We start from the raw sequence: 18,502 nt of genomic DNA, 5'->3' as shown, positions 1-18,502 counted from the left end.
TTTTACTTTTTGTAAAATTTCACCGGCTTTTTCATTTCAGAGGAGGGTTTTGTCCCAGCCTCTTACCTATACCCACGTAAACATATAATTTGGATCTTCGACATCCTTTGCTTTCTTTACGATCTTCAACGGCTTAAAGGTATCGATCATCACGGCGAGTTCCAAGGTTTCTTTTTTTCCGATGCTCGCTTCCGTCGTTCCTGGATGAGGACCGTGTGGAATACCGCTCGGATGAAGGGTGATCGATCCTTCCTTGATTCCCTTTCTGCTCATGAAGTTTCCTTCCACATAGTACAGAAGCTCATCACTGTTCACATTGCTGTGATTATAAGGAGCAGGGATCGATTCCGGATGGTAATCATATAATCTCGGCACGAATGAGCACACAACAAAGTTATGCCCTTCAAACGTTTGATGAACAGGCGGCGGCTGATGGACACGGCCTGTGATCGGCTCGAAATCTTCAATGTTGAATACCCACGGATACAAATATCCATCCCATCCGACTACGTCCAATGGATGATGATCCAAGACATGGGAATGAAGGGCACCCCTGGATTTAGTGATCACCTCGAATTCTCCCTCTTCATCCATGGTTGCAAGAGTCTCAGGCCCACGTATATCACGTTCACAAAATGGACTATGCTCCAATAGCTGTCCATACTCATTGCGATAGCGGCGTGGCGTTGTGATCTGACTGAAGGACTCGACAATCAGCATCTTCGTTTCTTCTTCGGGAACGACACGATAGATCGTTCCAATCGGAATCACCACGTAATCCCCTTTTCCATACGTGATCGTTCCGAACATGGTTTCCACTTTCCCTTTCCCAAAATGGATATAAAGCATTTCATCCCCATCACCATTCCGGTAAAAGCTTGTCATCTCTTCCGTGACATAAGCCGTTCCGATCAGCAGATCCGAATTTCCGAGTAAATACTCACGACTCTTCAATGCGCATCCTTTTTTCTCGACTCTGTCTGTAAAGAAATGTCGGTGGCGCAAAGCCCCCTCTTCTTCAAACTCCGGCATATAACTCCCTAAATACTCTGTTTTCGCCACTGCCGTCGGCAAATGATGATGATACAAAATGGACTGTGTCCCTGAGAACCCTTTCGTTCCCATGACCTGCTCCCTGTAAAGCGTGCCATCATCCTTTTTAAACATGGTGTGACGTTTATGAGGTATGTTCCCCAGTTGACGATAGTACATGCTCTTCCTCCTCTCTTCTCATGGCAATCGTATTCTGCAAAACTCCCAGTCCCGTAATCTCTAATTCCACCACATCCCCGGGCTTCAACCACGGGTGTGTTTCAGGCCCAAGCTCTAAGATACATCCTGTACCTACAGTACCGGATCCGATGATCTCACCTGGGTACAGGGTGACGTCTTTGGAGGCACGCTCGATCATGTCCAGAAACGTATAATGAATATCTTGATAATTCCCCTCGGATAGGAGTCTCCCGTTCACCTTCGCCGTCATGGACAGGTCCAAACGGTCACCGTTGCGATAGACTTCCAGTTCATCCTTTGTCACCAGATACGGGCCGATGGATGTAGCAAAATCCTTTCCTTTCGCTGGACCAAGCCCGACTTTCATTTCATGCTTCTGAATGTCTCTGGCACTCCAGTCATTCATGACGACATATCCATAAATATGGTCTTCCGCCTTGTCCCTGGAAATGTTCCTGCCTTTTTTCCCGATGACGCAGGCGATTTCCAGTTCATAATCGAGCCACTCACAGCCTGTAGGAATTTCGATGGAATCGAGAGGACCCTTCACAGCCAAGTGGTTCGTGAAATAGAAGACGGGGATGTCATACCACTCTGGAACCACATCCAGCCCCCTTCGTTTTCGGGCCGTTTTCACATGCTCTTCAAATGCATAGAAATCCCTTATGCTGACAGGTCTTGGAATCGGCGACTTGAGTGCGACTTCACGTAATGAATACACTCCCTCGTTCTCCGCTGAAAATGTGCCAAGCTCCTTCATTCGTTTCAGGCCTTCATCTCCAAGATCGATGATGGATAACAAATCTTTAGGAAGACACTTTCCACTTACAACATGGATGTCTACAACCAGTTCACCCTGGAGGAAGCCTGCCCGTACTTCTCCTTCTTTCTCAAAACTAACCAGTTTCACGTGTCATCACCTTTTTCGAATCAATTCAAATGAATCGGATAGTGGCTTCGTATACATCTGGCCGGCAAGCCTTCCGACCGGTTTGAGTTTCTCTGAATCTATCTTTCCATCGTAATAAAGCTCATCATTGATCCTCACACATTCGACCTTCCCGATGACAAGGCTCCCTGCACCAGGGTGATCGCCGAAGTGAAGGACCTCATGAAGAACGCATTCCAATTGGACCTTGCTTTCAGAGACTCCCGGAGGCTGTACCGTAATGGACTCTTTCTTCGTGAGCCCGACCTGTTCGAATTCATCAATGCCTCTATCGAACTCTATGGCACAGTTGTTCATTTCCTCTACAAACTCTTCACTGACGATATTGATGACAAACTCCTTCGTGCTTTCGATATTTTCAAGCGTATCCTTTTTGCTGCCATCCTTTCCCCTCCTCATGGGAGAGAAGCAGAGAAGCATAGGATCTGCACAGATAGCAGTGAAGAAGCTGTAAGGTGCAAGATTCGCATTCCCTTCTTTATCAAGGGACGATACAAAAGCGATCGGTCTTGGCAAAATCGATCCGATCATCAATTTATAGGCTGACTGCCATTCGAGTGTCTCTGGTTTGATATCCATTCAGTTCACCCCTTCATTTCGTAAAATGGCTTCCAGCGCATGGATGAACCGTTTATTATCCTCTTCTGTTCCGATTGTGACCCGAACCGTTGTCGGATACCCGAGAAGCGTTCCGGAACGGACGACGAGTCCCTTTTTCACCAGCTCATAGGAGACTGTGTCTCCATTCAATCCTGTATCGACCATGATAAAGTTTGATTGGGACGGGAAGTAGGAAATACCCATACGGTCAAATTCAGATTCCAAATATAGACGTCCCTGTTCATTCTTATGAGTACACTCTCTAATGAACGCTTGATCTTCGAGTGCGATGATCGCAGACTTCTGGGCTACCGTATTCACATTGAAGACATCCTTCACTTTACGTAGCTGTTCGGCTACTTCTTCATTCATGACACCGAATCCGACCCTTAGTCCTGCAAGGCCATATATTTTTGAAAATGTCCTCAGGACGATCAAATTTTCGAATGAGGCCAGAAGAGGCAAGGTTTCTAGGTAGTCATCAGTTGTGACGTATTCCATATAAGCTTCATCCACCACCACTAATATATGTGAAGGTACGCTTTCGATAAATTGCAGGAGCTCTTTTTTTCCAACAATCGTGCCAGTCGGGTTATTCGGGTTACACACAAAGATCAGCTTCGTATTGGAAGTGATATGGTCATGCATACTCTGTAAATCATGTGTTCCATTCACAAGAGGGACAATGACTGGTGTGCCTCCTTCCAACAACACATTGGTCTGATATCTCGGAAACGTAACATCAGCCATAATGGCTTCATCTCCAGGGCTTACATAAGCTCTCGTCAGCAGGCGGATCACTTCGTCAGATCCATTTCCAAATACGAGCTGTTCTTTCGGAACCCCTAAAAATGTGGAAACCTTATGACTAAGATCGACAGCTGCTCCGTCCGGATATAAAAATAGGTCGCTTCCGTTCTCTTTGAACCACTGCTTCACTTTTGGGGAGCAGCCATATATATTTTCATTCTCCGACAGCTTTCTGATCGAGCTTAAGTTATGCTCCTTCTGTAAATCCCCAAGTGTCTTTCCCAGCACATATGGAGCGATATGCGTGACCGCTTCTCTTGTTTTGAACTTTAACGTCATACATGGATCCCCGCTTTCCTCATGGATGAAGGGGGTCGACTCACGTGTTAGCTCATCTTCACGTTTTATGATCGTATATGTAATCTGTACGATCGTAAGCGTAGAAGCGGCTCTCCATGAGTTAACCCCCTGACCGGTCCTTTGACCCCCGTTATCTATTCTCTATCTATCTATTTTTTATTGTTTATAGATTTCCTCTGCGTTCCTGCTCGCGCTCGATGGATTCGAAAAGTGCTTTGAAGTTTCCTTCCCCGAATCCTCTTGCCCCTTTACGTTGAATCACTTCGATGAATAATGTAGGACGATCCACGATAGGCTTCGTGAAAATTTGAAGGAGGTATCCTTCGTCATCGCGGTCTACTAAAATATTCAATTCTTTGATTTTCGAAATCTCTTCATCGATTTCCCCGACACGCTCTGAAAGCATTTCGTAATAGGAATCAGGAGTGTTGAGGAACTCCACGCCATTTTCTTTCAAGATACCGACTGTTTTCACGATATCTTCCGTTAAGATCGCGATGTGCTGAACTCCCGGTCCACCGTAGAACTCAAGATATTCCTGAATTTGCGATTTGCGTTTTCCTTCAGCCGGCTCATTGATCGGGAATTTGATGCGGCCGCCATTATGCATAACCTTGGACATAAGCGCTGAGTATTCGGTTGTAATGTCTTCGTTTGTGAAATGACGCATTTCCTTGAAGCCCATCACTTTCTCGTAATACTCTACCCACTCTTCCATGCTTTCAACGTTTCCAACGACGTGATCGACAGCGATGATACCGGCATCTTCATGTTTAAGAGCTGAATCATATTTTTCAAATCCAGGCATGAAGATCCCTTTATAGTCTTTACGTTCCACCAGGGTATGAATCGTATCCCCATATGTACCAATGATGGCTTTTTTCACTTTTCCGTTATCATCTTCAAGGGTGGAAGGGGGCATGATTTCAATCGCACCGCGGGATACCGCACCCGTGTAAGCCTTTTCAACATCATCCACTACAAGGGCGATGTCTTTGATTCCGTCTCCGTGATGCTTCACGAATTGGGACACTCGGCTTCCTTCGTGCAGGCTGCCTGTAATCACCAAACGGACTTTGTTTTGTTGCAGTACATAGGATACTGTGTCACGATTCCCCGTTTCCAGTCCTGAGTAGGCAACCGTCTTAAAGCCGAATGCTGTACAGAAGAAATGAGCGGCCTGTTTCGCATTACCTGTATAATACTCTAAATAGTCCACATCTCTTACCGGGAATACATCTTCTACTTTCACCTGTTTTTTTGCTACATTTTCTTGCATCCTAATCCCTCCACTAAACGTTAGTATATTCTGAATATTATATTAAATAGTTTCACAGAACTTCTCAAGAGCGGCTAGTAAAGCTTAAACGCTTCTCTGTGATGAAGTCCGTCCCTCAATTACCTGGCAAGCTCTTTTTTTCGGGGAGGCATGTGCACGGCATCATCCTTTAACCCCTCGACTGCTTCAAGTAGACTTTCATTCATACTCGGGTGGGGATAGAGTGGAAAACGGTAGTCTTCATCCCGCGCTGCCATCTCAAGGCCAAGGACACCGGTAGTGATCAGCTCGACTGCTCCCATTCCCATCATATGAATACCAAGGACCACATCCGTTTCAATGTCTGACACGACTTTCACGAATCCATCCTTTTCTTCTGTGAGTTGTGCGTACCCATTTCCTCTGACTGGATTTTCACTCACGGTGACGGAATAGCCTTCCTTCCGTGCTTCCTCCTCGGTAAGTCCCGCGTACGCAATCGGAGGGCTCATCTGCACCACCGTCGGCACAAACTGCAGATCCACTTCCACCTTGAGGCCAGCCATCGCCTCAGCTGCAACCTTCCCCTGCTTGATCGCCTTCACTGCGAGGGACGGACCTTCCGTCGCATCCCCGATCGCCCAAATATGCGGAATGGAGGTCCGTCCCTCTCGATCTGTCCGGATATACCCCTGCTCTGTTATTTCCAATGGGAGGCGGTCGAGTCCAAGTTCGGATAGGTTTGGCCTTACTTGGCCGCTCATGACAAAGTGAGAGCCTTCGATTGAAATCGTTTCTCCGATTTCTTTTTCCAGCTCTACCATGAGGTGTCCGTCCCTCTCAATGACCGCTCGCAGCTGGGAATCCTTGATTACATTGATTTTCTGTTTTTTCAGCTGCCGGGACAGTTCTTTGGTGATGGCGGAGTCAAATGAAAACTCCCCATCCAATACAAGGGTGACACGGCTTCCCAGTATGGAGAATACAGAAGCAGTTTCCAGTGAAATATAATCGGCCCCATATATGATCAGTTCCTCTGGGATGTCCTTCAATTGAAAGATCTCTCTTTCCTTCAGGATCCGGTCAGAATCAAACTTGATTCCTTCTGGATAATAAAAATCACCGCCCGTTGCCACGATCGCCTCTTTGAAATTGAAGAGGGAAAACTCATGACCGTTTTCAACCCCGATACGGGATTCAGACAGGAAGGAAGCCGACCCTTTGACGACCTCAACCTTATTCGCTTTGCACAATGATTCCACACCTGTTCGCAGCTGGGATATTTTTTTATTTTTATAGTGTTGAAGGGTAGAGAGATTCGCCTCCACTTCTCCAAACTCCATCCCCATTTCTTTCAGGTGCTTCATTTTCTTAAATTCCTGGGCAAAATGCGTGAATACCTTTGAAGGGATACACCCTTTATTCAAGCAGGTCCCTCCAAGATCCTCCCGTTCGATCAATGTTACCTGTCTACCGAGGCGAGCTGCCCTGATGGCTGCGTGATAGCCCCCGGGACCTCCTCCGATAACGACAACATCTTTATCTTCCGTAATTTCTCCCACTACCATTTACATCAACTCCAGAAGCATGGATTGAGGGTGTTCAATCAGATCGCTTAATCGATTTGTAAACTTCACGGCTGTCCCGCCGTCTACCACTCTATGATCAAAGGACATGGATAGATTCATCATGGATCGGATGACAATTTCATCCTTTTCATTCACCATGGGACGCTTCTTCGTCTTATGAAACGCAAGCAGGGCAACTTCCGGCTCGTTAATGATCGGAGTCGCTCCTATCGATCCGTTCAACGGGCCTACATTACTCACCGTAAAGGTTCCGCCTTTGATTTCTTTCATCGTTAACTTGCCATCTTGAGCTTTGATGGTCAGGTCCTTCATTTCAGCGTGAATGTCCTTCATCGTCTTCCTTTCGACTTGCTTGATGACAGGAACGATCAATCCCTCTTCTGTGTCGACTGCAATCCCAATATTATGATGCGCTTGAAGCTCGACACACTCTTCCTCTTCATTGAGGCGGGCATTGAAGATCGGAAACTCTTTTAAACAAACAGAAATAGCTTTGATAAAATATGCTCCCATCGAGATGGAGCCACCACTTGCCTTCATCGTATCTTTCCAGGCTAGTAGATTCGTAACATCTATTTCTTCAAAATGGGTACAGTGCGGGATCGTTATGAGCGACTGCGACATTTTGGATGCGATTTGTTTGCGTCTGCCCCTGAATGGGATGGTATGCCCAGCAGATTCTACTGAAACTGGAGAGGCAGCCGTTTGTCGCTCTTCTGCCTGCCTTGGGGTTGTCGCGCTTTCGCCTTTCATATAAAGGAGAACATCCTCATCAACGATTCTTCCCCCGGCTCCTGACCCCTTCACTTCTTCGATGTTGACACCATTTTCCCTCGCTATTTTCCTTGTATAAGGGGAAGCAAGGATTCTTTTTTTCGTTACGATTTGAGTGGTTTCAGGAACAATCCGCCGGCTGCCAGTCGACACACCTTGTTCTTTCTCCATCCGCAGGACCGTCGACCCTACTGGGATCGTCTCCCCTTCATTCACCGTAAATTCCTTGATTACACCTGAAAATGGCGCAGGGATCTCCGCCGTCATTTTATCTGTTTGAACCTCCACAAGTGGTTGATCCGCTTTCACGATATCCCCCACTTTCACAAGAAAGTGATTGATATTGGCTTCGGTCATTCCTTCCCCAATATCATGAAGCTTGACTTCCATGGACTCCCTCCTTGTCTAATAACGTGCCACTTTTTCCACTGCAGCAAGCACACGTTTACTGTCAGGTAAATAGAAATCTTCAAATCCGAAATAAGGAACAGGCGTATCGAATCCCGTTACGCGCTCAGTCGGCGCTTTCTGATATAAAAAGGATGTGTCATTGATGATCGCAAGTACATCATTCCCGACTCCGCCTGTGGCATGGGCTTCATGGACAACCACTGTTCTTCCCGTCTTCTGGACAGAATTTGAGATGAGGTCCTTATCAAGGGGATAAAGTGTTCTAAGGTCAAGGACCTCACACGAGATACCTTTGTCCGCCGCTTCCCTGGCTGCATCCTCCGCTACCTTCACCATCGCACCCCAGGCAATGATCGTGACATCCTCCCCTTCTTTGACCACCTTGCCCTTCCCGATTTCAACGGTGTACTTCTCTTCCGGCACTTCTTCTTTAGACGACCGGTAGCACCTCATCGGCTCAAGGAAAAGGACGGGATCGGGATCTTCAATGGCGGCAATCAAGAGTCCCTTAGCGTCATATGGAGTTGCAGGACAAACCACTTTGATACCCGGCATATGGGTAAACAGTGCCTCTGTACTATCTGAATGGATTTCAGGTGCCCTTACACCAGCCCCATAGGGAGCCCTGATCACAAGCGGACAGCTAAAATGCCCAAGGGTACGGGCACGGATTCTGGAAGCATGAGTCATGATCTGCTCGTAAGCAGGATAAATGAACCCCAAGAACTGGACCTCCGCTACGGGACGAAAACCATTCAACCCCATCCCGATGGCCGCGCCGATAAACCCTGCTTCACTTAAAGGTGTATCAAGAACACGATCTTCACCGAATTCCTGCTGCAGTCCGTCAGTCGCCCGGAATACTCCACCATTCGTCCCAATATCCTCACCCATCAACAGAACATCTTCGTTTTCCTGAAGCATCACTCTCATTGCATCCGTTATGGCCTGGACCATCGTCAATGTCTTCATTTTCGTTAAGGTGCTCATTCTATTCACCTCTCAATTGCTCAAGGAGCTTTTCTTTTTGTTCCTGAATCGTCCACGTAGGAGTGGCAAACACATAATCGAAGATCACACCCGGGTCAGCCGCGGGATAGGCTTCCAACTCCTCAACGGCCAGGTCCACTTCCTTCGCATATTCCCTTTGAACACTATTCATCCATTCCTCGTCCAACCATCCTCTTTCTTTCATGAAGTGTGTTAAACGTTCAAGAGGATCGTTATCCTTGCGACGGCTCTCGCTTTCCTCTTGATCACGATATTTCGTCGGATCGTCGGCCGTCGTATGGGCCCCATACCTCCATGTCACAGACTCGATCAAGGTAGGTCCGTCCCCGTTTCTCGCTCTTTCCAACGCTTTCAATGTTTCAAAATAAACAGCAAAAACATCATTGCCGTCGATGCGTACACTTGGAATGTCATAGGCTAGTGCTTTCTGGGCAATGGTTTTCGTTTTCATTTGCTTATGAATGGGAACCGAGATGGCATATTGATTATTTTGATTAAAAAAGACGACGGGAGCCTCCCAAACGCTAGCCAGATTCAATCCTTCATGAAAGTCGCCTTCCGAAGTGGCGCCGTCACCAAAATACACAATTGCTGCATTTCGGGTACCCTTTCTTTTTTCAGCGTAAGCAGCCCCTACCGCATGGGGTAGCTGGGTGGCAATCGGGATCCCAGGAGTGAAGATGTTCTTCCCTTCAGGAGGCACGCATCCTTCATTTCGACCTTTCCAGAAAAGAAGAATATGAAGGAGGGAATGACCGAACGTCATGGTGGCCCCGTGATCTCGGTAGGACGGGAACAGCCAGTCTTTCTCTTGAAGGGCTAGTGCACTCCCCACCTGGGATGCCTCCTGTCCTTCATAGGGCGCGTACGTCCCGATGCGTCCCTGCCTTTGGAGACTTACCGCTTTGCGATCAAAGATGCGGATCCTGGTGAGATGCCGGTGAAAATTTCTGGCCAATTCTTCTGAAATGTCTTTTTCATACTCGCTTTGAATGAGTTGTCCTTGTCGATCCATGACCTGGACCAGTTGAAATTCCTCGATCATTTCATCACCTCTTGTGGTGCTTTATTGGTGGTGCGTGACATTCTTATTGAAAAATAACTGGAATTTAGCTTTTCCTGTGGCAATTTAGACGTAAAGTTGTATAGGTAATGCCAACAGAGCTCTTTAAGAATGAAAAATGCATTGCATTATTATGAATTGATTATTCCGTGGAGTAACTTGTGCCACTTTTAGAGTTTGTTGTGCCACTTTAACTGTTTGTTGTCCCAAATGGTGAACGTTCCCAGCATGTTAGTTTGCAAATTGTTATGTTCTAACCGACCACTTCGGCCGCTTCGCATGAGAGAAGAAGCTGTTCCTTCGCGTACGCGCGTGGATCCGGTCCTCGCAGAACCGATTGGCGGCTTCCACCGTGGTCATATGCTCATTCTCTGATTGCAGATAAATATTCTGAAGGCTGTTATAGATGGCGCTTGTCTTTTGCAGTACACGTTCTTTGTTCGGTTCGTATAATTCATCAGCTACCTGGATCAATCCTCCGGCATTTACAATGTAATCAGGAGCGTAGAGGATCCCTTTTTCATGAAGCTTCATCCCATGGGAGAGATCCAATAGCTGGTTATTGGCTGATCCCACTACTGCTTTCACTTTCAGCTGATCTACCGTGTGATCATTGATGATTCCACCGATGGCACAAGGAACGAAGACATCAGCATCGACAGAGTAGATCTCTTCACCTGATACGACCTTGAGGGCAGCTCCCATGCTCTTCGCTTTCGCAACCAGCTGATCGATGGACCTTTGGCTGATATCCGTTACATAAAGGTCTGCTCCCTCTTCCAAAAGGCGCTCAGCTACTTTAAAACCTACTTTTCCCAACCCTTGAATGGCGTAGCTTTTCCCATGAAGATCTTTCGAACCCCATACGTTCCGGTTTGTAGCTTGCAAGCCATAGATGACTCCCATGGCAGTCGGAATGGATGAATCTCCGCTTCCACCGTACTCTTCATTGACTCCAACGATACAATTTGTTTCCTTCAGGGCGAAAACAAAATCTTCAGGGGTGGTCCCCATGTCGGTTCCTGTATAGAAACGTCCGTTAAGGGATTCGACGAATTGACCGAAGGCACGGAACAGCTCCGGATGTCTGTCTGTTTCCGGATCGCCGATGATGACCGCCTTCCCCCCGCCGAAGTCCACATCTGCTGCAGCACATTTATAGGTCATTCCTTTCGATAAGCGGAGGACATCCTCAAGAGCTTCATCGACTGATGCATAAGGTCTCATCCGACATCCGCCAAGCGCCGGTCCCAGAGTGGTGTTATGTATGGCAATGATCGCTTTAAGGCCGGTTTCTTCATCATTACAGAATACAACCTGTTCATGGTTTTGTATCTTTTGGAACATATCCATGTCATTTCCCCCTGTAAACTCTCTCTTTGTAACCGCTTTCACTTTTGTCGATACATTTGTCACTGATCTTCCTCCTTCTACTGCTTGATTAAAAAGTGGATCAATACTAGTTTTCTTCTATTCTTTCTTTGATTTTCTCTTTTGGGAGCACCACTTGTTTCACTTCACCTTTTCCAATGATTCTGCCATTCTCTTTATCTATGACAGTCACTTCGGTCAGGATGATATTGCGTTCATATTTTATGACGTTCGCTTTAATATCAAGAGAGGAACCCAACTTCGCTGGAGCCATATGCTCCACGCTCACCTTTGCCCCCATCCCTTCTTCATGATCTTCCAAATAGGGTAGAATAATCTTTCTGGATGCCCATTCCATGTGATATACCATTGAAACCGTTGAATATACAGGGTGTACCACGTTCCCTTCAAACTGGGCATACATGCCGGGGGTTACCTCTGCCGATACAACGGCGGTACGTCCTATTACTAATCCAGACTTCATCGCTTTCCCCCTTTAAACCAACGAATCATATATTTTTATATAACGTTAATTCAACGATATAATAACATTTTGTTTTATAAATAGTCAATAAATTGTTATAATATTTAAAATATTATATTAATATAAGTTATGCAGAGGGACGGACCTATACCTAAAGCGGAGGCGGCTCGTTCAGCCCTGACAAGCATAAGATGAATGAGCCATGAAGGCGCTCTTTGCCTTCGTGGCTCATTTAGCTTATGACCTCGAGGGGCTAGCCGCCGGAGCTGGATGATACCTAAAGCGGAGGCGGCTCGCCCAGAGGCGACAAGCATAAGGCGAACAGGCCGGAAAGGCGTTTTTTGCCTTTTTGGACTGTTTGACTTATGACCTCGAGCCTCTAGCCGCCGGAGCTGGACGATACCTAATGCGGAGGTCCGTCCCTCCTTTTACGCAAAAAAGCAACGGAACCAAAGTCCCGTTGCTTTTTACTGAAGGTTGTTTATTCTTTTTACCGATACTATGAAAGAAGCGCGCGGTCACTTGCCAACTTACTGCCGCGGATCCGCTGGAATTCGTGGAGAAGTCCCTCGACGGTGAGGTGCTTCTTCTCTTCTTCATTCACTTCCAATATGATCTGTCCTTTATCCATCATGATAAGCCGGTTCCCAAGATCCAGTGCCTGCTGCATATTATGGGTAACCATCAAAGTAGTAAGCTTATATTTCTCGACAATCTCCTTCGTCAGGTTCGTAATCAGGTCTGCCCTGGCTGGATCCAACGCTGCCGTATGTTCATCCAGAAGTAAGATCGACGGCTCGGTGAAGGTAGCCATCAAAAGGGAGAGGGCCTGCCGCTCACCACCTGATAACAACCCCACCTTTGCGTTCAAGCGATTCTCAAGTCCCAGGTGGAGGGATTCAAGTACTTCTTTAAAGAAGAGCTTCCGCTTTTTGGTGACCCCCATTTTGAAGGTTCGGGTCCGGTTCCGCGAATACGCCATCGCCAGATTTTCTTCGATGGTCATGGATGGCGCCGTGCCTGCCATGGGATCCTGGAAAACGCGGCCGATCAGCTTAGACCGTTTATACTCAGAAACCTTTGATACATCGTGATCATCAATCAAAACATTCCCGATATCAGGAAGCAGGACACCTGAAACGATATTCATCAGTGTAGATTTCCCCGCGCCGTTACTGCCGATGACCGTGACGAAATCCCCTGGTTTCAGAGAGAGCTGGATATCATCGAGGGCGATTTTTTCATCTGGTGTCCCTTCATTGAATACCTTATGAATTCGATTTAACTGTAACACCGCCATCACCCTTTCTCTCCGATATCGTGGCTTTAGTTACCCGTTCTGCCATTCGATCCGCCTTTCGTTTCTTATCCTTGTAACGCTCCATCACTTTAGGCATGACAAGGGCAAGGATGACGATGGTCGCCGTGATCAGTTTCATATCCCCTGTTTCGAGGAAATCCACCCTGAGCGCCATGGATACGACTAATCGATAGATAATCGCTCCCCCTATGACGGCTAAGGTCGTGCGGGCGATGGACTTGGTTCCGAATAACGCCTCACCGATGATGACAGAAGCAAGTCCGATGATGATCATCCCGATCCCCATTCCGACATCTGCAAATCGGCTGTACTGAGCGATCAAAGCACCGGATAATGCGACCATCCCATTCGAAATTCCCAATCCAAGAATGATCATCAGATTGGTATTGGCAGAGAAGCTGCGGATCATCCGCTGATTATCCCCAGTCGCCCTAAGCGCCAATCCGATTTCCGTTTTCAGGAATGCATCTGTCAAAAACTTGATCACAAGCGTGATGATCGTCATGATGAATAAAATGCTCCATGTCCCAGGAACAGGTTCCCCGAGACCCACGGCAACCCATAACTTGTTTAGGGCAGCATCGATTCCAAGAGGGGACCAAAACCCTTCTACTCCTGTAAACGCAGTGTCCTGACTAAGCAAAGGGACATTCGATCTCCCCATGATCCTGAGATTGATGGAATAGAGGGCAATCATCATTAAAATACCTGATAATAAGGCATTGATCTTACCAAACGTATGAAGTAATCCTGTTATACACCCTGCTACAAATCCGATCACTATCGCTGTAAGAGTTGCGATAACGGGGTTTACGCCACTGACGATCATGGTTGCAGCGACAGCGGCTCCGGTTACGAAGCTGCCGTCGACTGTTAAATCAGGAAAATCCAAGATCCGAAAGGACAGGTAGACTCCGAGGGCCATAATAGCGTAAATGATTCCAGATTCAAAGGATGCGAATATAGCTGTTGGCACGAATCATCATCCCTTCCTATTGTTCTTCTATAAACTTTCCAAGATCTGACCAGGTTTCCTGTACTTCCACACCTTGTTCTTCAGCTGCTGCTTTATTGAACATCAGCTCGAAGTTTTCCGGAGCCTGTACAGGGATTTCAGAAGGTTTTTTCTCACCCTTCAAAATCTTCACTGCCATTAATCCTGTTTGGTAACCAAGATCTTCATAGTTGAATCCACTTGCTGCAATCGCACCTTTTTTCAATGAATCGAGTTCCCCGACAAAAAGAGGAATATCTTTGTCGTTTGCCACCGTAATGACGGACTCAAGTGCTGAAACGACTGTATTATCTTTAGGGATGTAAATGGCATCGACTCTTCCAACAAGGGATTCCGTCGCCTGTTTGACATCAGCTGACGTTGAAACCGTAGCCTCTGCCACTTCTACACCTGCTTCTTTAGCAAGCTTATTCACTTCAGCTACTTGAACAACAGCATTTTGTTCCCCGGAATTATACACAATCCCGATTTTCTTCGCTTTCATTTCATCCGTAATAAAGTGAAGTGTTTTTGAAATGGCTTCTGGATGAGTATCCGTCGTCCCGGTAATGTTCTCACCTGGTTCATCAAAGGACTTTACCAGTTCAGCCCCAACCGGATCTGTAACAGACGTGAAAACGATCGGAATATCTTTCGTTGCATTCAGTGCAGTCTGTGCACTTGGGGTTGAGTTTGCAAAGATGAGGTCTACACTGTCCCCGACAAAGTTCTTTGCGATACTTTGTGAGTTACTTTGATCCCCTTGAGCGATTTGAACATCGTATTTAACGTTTTCACCTTCTTTGAAACCGTTTTCAGACAAAGCCTTCTTAAAACCTTCAAACGCAGCATCTAAAGACGGGTGTTCCACGATTTGGGTTACCCCGATCACGTATTGCTTCTCACCATCTCCATCGCCGGAGCTCTTATCACTACCACATCCTGATAGAATCAGCATTCCAAATAACATAGAGATAACAACAAGTAATAAACTCTTCTTCTTCACAGAAATCCCCCTTTTTCTCTTCCTGAGATATATGATCAGTAGTCTGCAAGACTAGCAAATCCAGGTATGATAAAAATACCATTCAACGTAAATACAACGTTATAGTATCACTCCTGTCACAAAATAGTCAATAATATTCGGAAAATTTAAAAATTAATACTAGTATAGACGGTCCGGAGGGGAATATCTAGAGGAAGTTGAGGAAAATTTGGCGTGGAATGGATGTTGGTGTGGCGTCATAGCTTTTGACTAGCTTTGTCTAGTGATCTTTGAGTCGCAAATTTTATCGTCTTACCTATCGCGAAGAGGCCAAAAATTTGCGATTCCGACTTATTTAATAGTTTTGTGCTATAGCTTTCTGACTTGAACGTAGGATTTGTGAAGAAAATTGTTGAACTTGTGTGGGTTTGTGAACTCAACCAAAAAAAGCACTCTCCCAACAAGGAGTAGCGCTTTGGAAACTTCCATCTATTAAAATCGCATAGCATTAGTTGAAAGCTCTCTAAAAATCCCTTTTACATCGCTCACCATTCTCTCCAGTAGCTCTGCTACCGTTGGAATATCGGATACAAGTCCGGACACCTGCCCGCCGTTTATAAAGCCCTGATCCAACTTCCCTTCAAGCGCACCGATACGATGATATTCCTCAGAAGTCATCACACTGAAGTCTTCAAGAGCCACACCCTCCTGCTCTTTTTGAAGCAATCCTGCTGCGTATGGCGTCTTCATCACCCGTCTCACCCTGCCGACGGAACGTCCCACGATGACGGTGCTATCGTCCTTTGCATCCACAAGGGTAGATTTATAGTTTTCATGAAAAGGAGCTTCCTGTGTCGCAATGAAACGTGTCCCCATCTGCACCCCACTGGCACCAAGGGCAAGCATAGAGGCCAGTCCACGGCCATCACCGATCCCCCCTGCTGCCACTACTGGAATCTTCACCGTATCGACGAGTTGAGGAATGAGCGCCAATGTTGTCGTTTCTAGATTTGAATTAATCCCGGCAGCTTCATATCCTTCCGCCACAATCACATCTGCTCCTGCATCTTCCGCTTTCTTCCCCTGCTTTTTCGAAGCAACGACGCAAATCACCTTTACGTTGTGTTCGTGGAAATAAGGAATGAATGGAGCCGGGTTCCCTGCGGATAAGGATACGACCGGTATCCCGTGTTTCACGACGAGCCTGATCATATCCTTCAGGTGAGGAGTGATGGCAACCGGTATGTTCAGTGCGAAAGGCAGGCCGGTTCTCTTTTTCGTATCTATAACGATTTCTTCTACTTCTTCCACACTCATCGTTCCAACACCGATTGTACCCAATGCCCCCGCCTCAGAGATAGCCGCAGTCAACGGAGCATTACTGATATTCCCCATGCCGCCCTGGATGATTGGATATTTTATATGTAGTATGTCCGTTAAGTTATTCATGAAAATCCCCCTTCGTTAAATTAATGTTATACTTTTTGGAATTGTTCGACAAGTGACTTATCAAATTATTGAGGTCCGCCCATCAAAAAACACCTGCCAATATTGAGGTGCTACTTTAAGAATATGTGCCGAAATGACAGTGTTAGTAGCATCAATATGGTATATAAAAAAGGAAAACTCGCCGTAGTAAATTTGGCGAGTTTCTTTAATAGGATTACAAAATCCTTATTTAAATACTTTTGATATGGATCATCGTAGTTTTTTAACTAAGATGTCTTAGAACCAGCAAAAATAAGCGGAGATTTTCCGGTAAGTCCAGTATTGAACTTGTGTTGGGGATAAATAGGCGGAGGTTTTCCGCTTATGCACAGAAAAATCACCCATTTTTGTATTTTACGGGTCAATAGGCGGAATCTTTCCGGCTATTTCATCCTTTTTTAATCGTCATGATGAATTAAGCGGAATTCTTCCGGTTATTTATCAGCTCTGGTACTTAACCTGATCTCCCAACTGATAAGTGCGCTCTCTCTTGAACCTGGATACTCTAATTGACCAGCTTATATCAACCTATAAAATCAAAACGGGATTGCAAATGCCAGTAGTTTTGCCACTCTATTTAATACTGTGTCTAAAAATGCAACGGAATTCAATCCAGCAATAACGGATGAGTCATCACATTATAGCTCCGATCTTTGTTTTTCAGTTCGTTGCCGTCTTCGAATACACTTTCGAAGAATCGGGATGCCGGTTCTGCAAGTTCTTTGTAGTAATCAGCAAATAGATTGGCTGCGTGGGCTCCCATCCATTTTTCGGGAAGAAGCTCTTCCGGCAGACCCGGATCGACGAAGAGGAATTTCCGGTATTCGTGGACGAGCTTCGTTCTTTCCACGAAGCACTCGGCATCGCTCATTTGCCCTTTCCCGATTTTACTCTTATCAATCATATATTGTTGACTGTAGTGTGAGATGAATTCCTGATAGCGCTCATTGATTTCGTTCAGATCCCAGCTCTTTTCAATCAACCGCTGATTTTCATTGGGACCTTCATACTCTGCGATGAAGAAATCGACGTATTCTTTAATATCATATTTGCCGATCAGGGACTGCACCTGCTTCTCCAGGTTGTTAGGTGAAATCCATGTACTCGTCGACAGGGTTCCGAAACCGCTCCATACGAGTTCCTTTCTCAGCTCATCCCGTATGCTCCTGATTTCTTCGGGAATCGAATACATCAGAATCCTCCATTTACCGTCCCATTGCTCGGGCTTCAACTTGAAAATCCTGTTTGCCGCTTCTTCCATTCGGATCTCACCACGTTCAGTCAGGGAGTAATAGCTTTTGTTTCCCTGTTTCTCCGCCTGGACCCATCCCTGCTTATTCATCCGTGAAATCGCGGCTCGGACGGCCTGGTCATTATGACCAAATTCATTCAGCAGGCGAATCAAACTGCCTATCCAGATTTTATTTCCGTAATGCCGAATATAGTCCCCATATAGTGTAAAGATCATTGATCTTGTATTCATGGCTGCCTCTCCTTTTGTTCTATCGCGTTCTTTTTATAACGTTATTTTTACGATTAGTTAATATAATATCATAAATATTCAAGGGGAATAAATGAATATTCTTGAATTTGAGTAGTTAAATAAAAAACCAGGCTCATCCCATAGAGCCTGATCCTCAATGATACACCCTCAACATCTCCAGCATTTTCACAAAATCATACGTATTCACGACCTTCTCCTTGGACCAGTTCGCCTCGATCCAATTCACAAGCTCCTCCTGGCTATTGAACACTTCCCCGCTTGTATCGGCTTTCCTGATCATAAATCGGCCGTTATCCTCATCTGCGACGACAAGGCAAGGGATCTCACTTTCGACTGTCATGATTTCAAATTCCATCT

17 protein-coding genes are annotated in these 18,502 nt (G+C 46.0%); all 17 read right to left on the bottom strand.

Features of this window, described 5'->3' with window-relative positions; genetic code table 11:
* Positions 1–66: 66 nt before the first annotated feature.
* Positions 67–1,212 (bottom strand): homogentisate 1,2-dioxygenase, encoded by a 1,146-nt coding sequence (locus SLH55_RS16800; protein WP_219167943.1) that lies wholly within the window; start codon positions 1,210–1,212, stop codon positions 67–69.
* Complete coding sequence (locus SLH55_RS16795; protein WP_219167944.1) at positions 1,178–2,143, bottom strand: fumarylacetoacetate hydrolase family protein; 966 nt, start codon at positions 2,141–2,143, stop codon at positions 1,178–1,180. The genes SLH55_RS16800 and SLH55_RS16795 overlap by 35 nt, the downstream gene beginning before the upstream one ends.
* A gap of 6 nt (positions 2,144–2,149) precedes the next feature.
* Positions 2,150–2,761 (bottom strand): flavin reductase family protein, encoded by a 612-nt coding sequence (locus tag SLH55_RS16790; RefSeq protein ID WP_320324063.1) that lies wholly within the window; start codon positions 2,759–2,761, stop codon positions 2,150–2,152.
* Positions 2,762–3,871: a histidinol-phosphate transaminase gene (gene hisC / locus SLH55_RS16785; protein ID WP_219167946.1), complete on the bottom strand. Its 1,110-nt coding sequence runs from the start codon at positions 3,869–3,871 to the stop codon at positions 2,762–2,764.
* Between the two features lie 184 nt (positions 3,872–4,055).
* Positions 4,056–5,171: a 4-hydroxyphenylpyruvate dioxygenase gene (hppD, locus tag SLH55_RS16780; RefSeq protein WP_219167947.1), complete on the bottom strand. Its 1,116-nt coding sequence runs from the start codon at positions 5,169–5,171 to the stop codon at positions 4,056–4,058.
* A 119-nt stretch (positions 5,172–5,290) separates the two neighbouring features.
* Positions 5,291–6,718: a dihydrolipoyl dehydrogenase gene (gene lpdA / locus SLH55_RS16775; RefSeq protein WP_320324062.1), complete on the bottom strand. Its 1,428-nt coding sequence runs from the start codon at positions 6,716–6,718 to the stop codon at positions 5,291–5,293.
* Positions 6,719–7,903: a dihydrolipoamide acetyltransferase family protein gene (locus tag SLH55_RS16770; protein WP_320324061.1), complete on the bottom strand. Its 1,185-nt coding sequence runs from the start codon at positions 7,901–7,903 to the stop codon at positions 6,719–6,721.
* Between the two features lie 15 nt (positions 7,904–7,918).
* Positions 7,919–8,914: an alpha-ketoacid dehydrogenase subunit beta gene (locus SLH55_RS16765; RefSeq protein WP_320324060.1), complete on the bottom strand. Its 996-nt coding sequence runs from the start codon at positions 8,912–8,914 to the stop codon at positions 7,919–7,921.
* 1 nt (position 8,915) lies between these two features.
* Positions 8,916–9,980, bottom strand: coding sequence for a pyruvate dehydrogenase (acetyl-transferring) E1 component subunit alpha (gene pdhA, locus SLH55_RS16760; RefSeq protein ID WP_320324059.1), 1,065 nt, complete (start codon positions 9,978–9,980; stop codon positions 8,916–8,918).
* Between the two features lie 264 nt (positions 9,981–10,244).
* Positions 10,245–11,351 carry a Leu/Phe/Val dehydrogenase gene (locus tag SLH55_RS16755; RefSeq protein WP_219168062.1) on the bottom strand — a complete coding sequence of 369 codons (1,107 nt, stop codon included), beginning with the start codon at positions 11,349–11,351 and terminating at the stop codon, positions 10,245–10,247.
* A gap of 106 nt (positions 11,352–11,457) precedes the next feature.
* The gene (locus tag SLH55_RS16750) at positions 11,458–11,853 is read right to left on the bottom strand and encodes a thioesterase family protein (protein WP_320324058.1); all 396 of its coding nucleotides are present in this window, start codon (positions 11,851–11,853) and stop codon (positions 11,458–11,460) included.
* Between the two features lie 499 nt (positions 11,854–12,352).
* Entirely contained in the window at positions 12,353–13,147 is a 795-nt protein-coding gene (locus tag SLH55_RS16745) for an ABC transporter ATP-binding protein (RefSeq protein ID WP_320324057.1), read from the bottom strand.
* A complete protein-coding gene (locus tag SLH55_RS16740) occupies positions 13,122–14,150 on the bottom strand; it encodes an ABC transporter permease (protein ID WP_219167953.1) in 1,029 nt (342 codons plus the stop codon). The genes SLH55_RS16745 and SLH55_RS16740 overlap by 26 nt, the downstream gene beginning before the upstream one ends.
* A 16-nt stretch (positions 14,151–14,166) precedes the next feature.
* The gene (locus SLH55_RS16735; protein ID WP_320324069.1) at positions 14,167–15,138 is read right to left on the bottom strand and encodes an ABC transporter substrate-binding protein; all 972 of its coding nucleotides are present in this window, start codon (positions 15,136–15,138) and stop codon (positions 14,167–14,169) included.
* 507 nt (positions 15,139–15,645) lie between these two features.
* Complete coding sequence (locus SLH55_RS16730) at positions 15,646–16,602, bottom strand: nitronate monooxygenase (RefSeq protein WP_320324056.1); 957 nt, start codon at positions 16,600–16,602, stop codon at positions 15,646–15,648.
* Positions 16,603–17,248: 646 nt separating this feature from the next.
* Entirely contained in the window at positions 17,249–18,124 is an 876-nt protein-coding gene (gene paaX, locus SLH55_RS16725) for a phenylacetic acid degradation operon negative regulatory protein PaaX (RefSeq protein ID WP_320324055.1), read from the bottom strand.
* 154 nt (positions 18,125–18,278) lie between these two features.
* On the bottom strand, positions 18,279–18,500 hold the full coding sequence (locus SLH55_RS16720) for a hypothetical protein (RefSeq protein ID WP_219167958.1): 222 nt from the start codon (positions 18,498–18,500) through the stop codon (positions 18,279–18,281).
* Positions 18,501–18,502 lie beyond the last annotated feature (2 nt).

The sequence above is a fragment of the Rossellomorea sp. YZS02 genome (assembly GCF_033963925.1).
Taxonomy (GTDB): Bacteria; Bacillota; Bacilli; order Bacillales; family Bacillaceae_B; genus Rossellomorea.
The sequence above is the reverse complement of the archived record's forward strand: the minus strand, read 5'-3'. Positions and strand labels throughout refer to the sequence as shown.

Excerpts from the sequence above, each read along its gene's own strand:
- SLH55_RS16800 (WP_219167943.1), bottom strand. The coding sequence starts at position 1,212 with ATGTACTATCGTCAACTGGGGAACATACCTCATAAACGTCACACCATG.
- hisC (WP_219167946.1), bottom strand. The coding sequence starts at position 3,871 with ATGACGTTAAAGTTCAAAACAAGAGAAGCGGTCACGCATATCGCTCCA.
- SLH55_RS16730 (WP_320324056.1), bottom strand. The coding sequence starts at position 16,602 with ATGAATAACTTAACGGACATACTACATATAAAATATCCAATCATCCAG.
- SLH55_RS16755 (WP_219168062.1), bottom strand. The coding sequence starts at position 11,351 with ATGGATATGTTCCAAAAGATACAAAACCATGAACAGGTTGTATTCTGT.
- hppD (WP_219167947.1), bottom strand. The coding sequence starts at position 5,171 with ATGCAAGAAAATGTAGCAAAAAAACAGGTGAAAGTAGAAGATGTATTC.
- SLH55_RS16770 (WP_320324061.1), bottom strand. The coding sequence starts at position 7,903 with ATGGAAGTCAAGCTTCATGATATTGGGGAAGGAATGACCGAAGCCAAT.
- SLH55_RS16790 (WP_320324063.1), bottom strand. The coding sequence starts at position 2,761 with ATGGATATCAAACCAGAGACACTCGAATGGCAGTCAGCCTATAAATTG.
- SLH55_RS16720 (WP_219167958.1), bottom strand. The coding sequence starts at position 18,500 with ATGGAATTTGAAATCATGACAGTCGAAAGTGAGATCCCTTGCCTTGTC.
- SLH55_RS16765 (WP_320324060.1), bottom strand. The coding sequence starts at position 8,914 with ATGAGCACCTTAACGAAAATGAAGACATTGACGATGGTCCAGGCCATA.
- lpdA (WP_320324062.1), bottom strand. The coding sequence starts at position 6,718 with ATGGTAGTGGGAGAAATTACGGAAGATAAAGATGTTGTCGTTATCGGA.
- pdhA (WP_320324059.1), bottom strand. The coding sequence starts at position 9,980 with ATGATCGAGGAATTTCAACTGGTCCAGGTCATGGATCGACAAGGACAA.
- paaX (WP_320324055.1), bottom strand. The coding sequence starts at position 18,124 with ATGAATACAAGATCAATGATCTTTACACTATATGGGGACTATATTCGG.
- SLH55_RS16735 (WP_320324069.1), bottom strand. The coding sequence starts at position 15,138 with ATGTTATTTGGAATGCTGATTCTATCAGGATGTGGTAGTGATAAGAGC.
- SLH55_RS16750 (WP_320324058.1), bottom strand. The coding sequence starts at position 11,853 with ATGAAGTCTGGATTAGTAATAGGACGTACCGCCGTTGTATCGGCAGAG.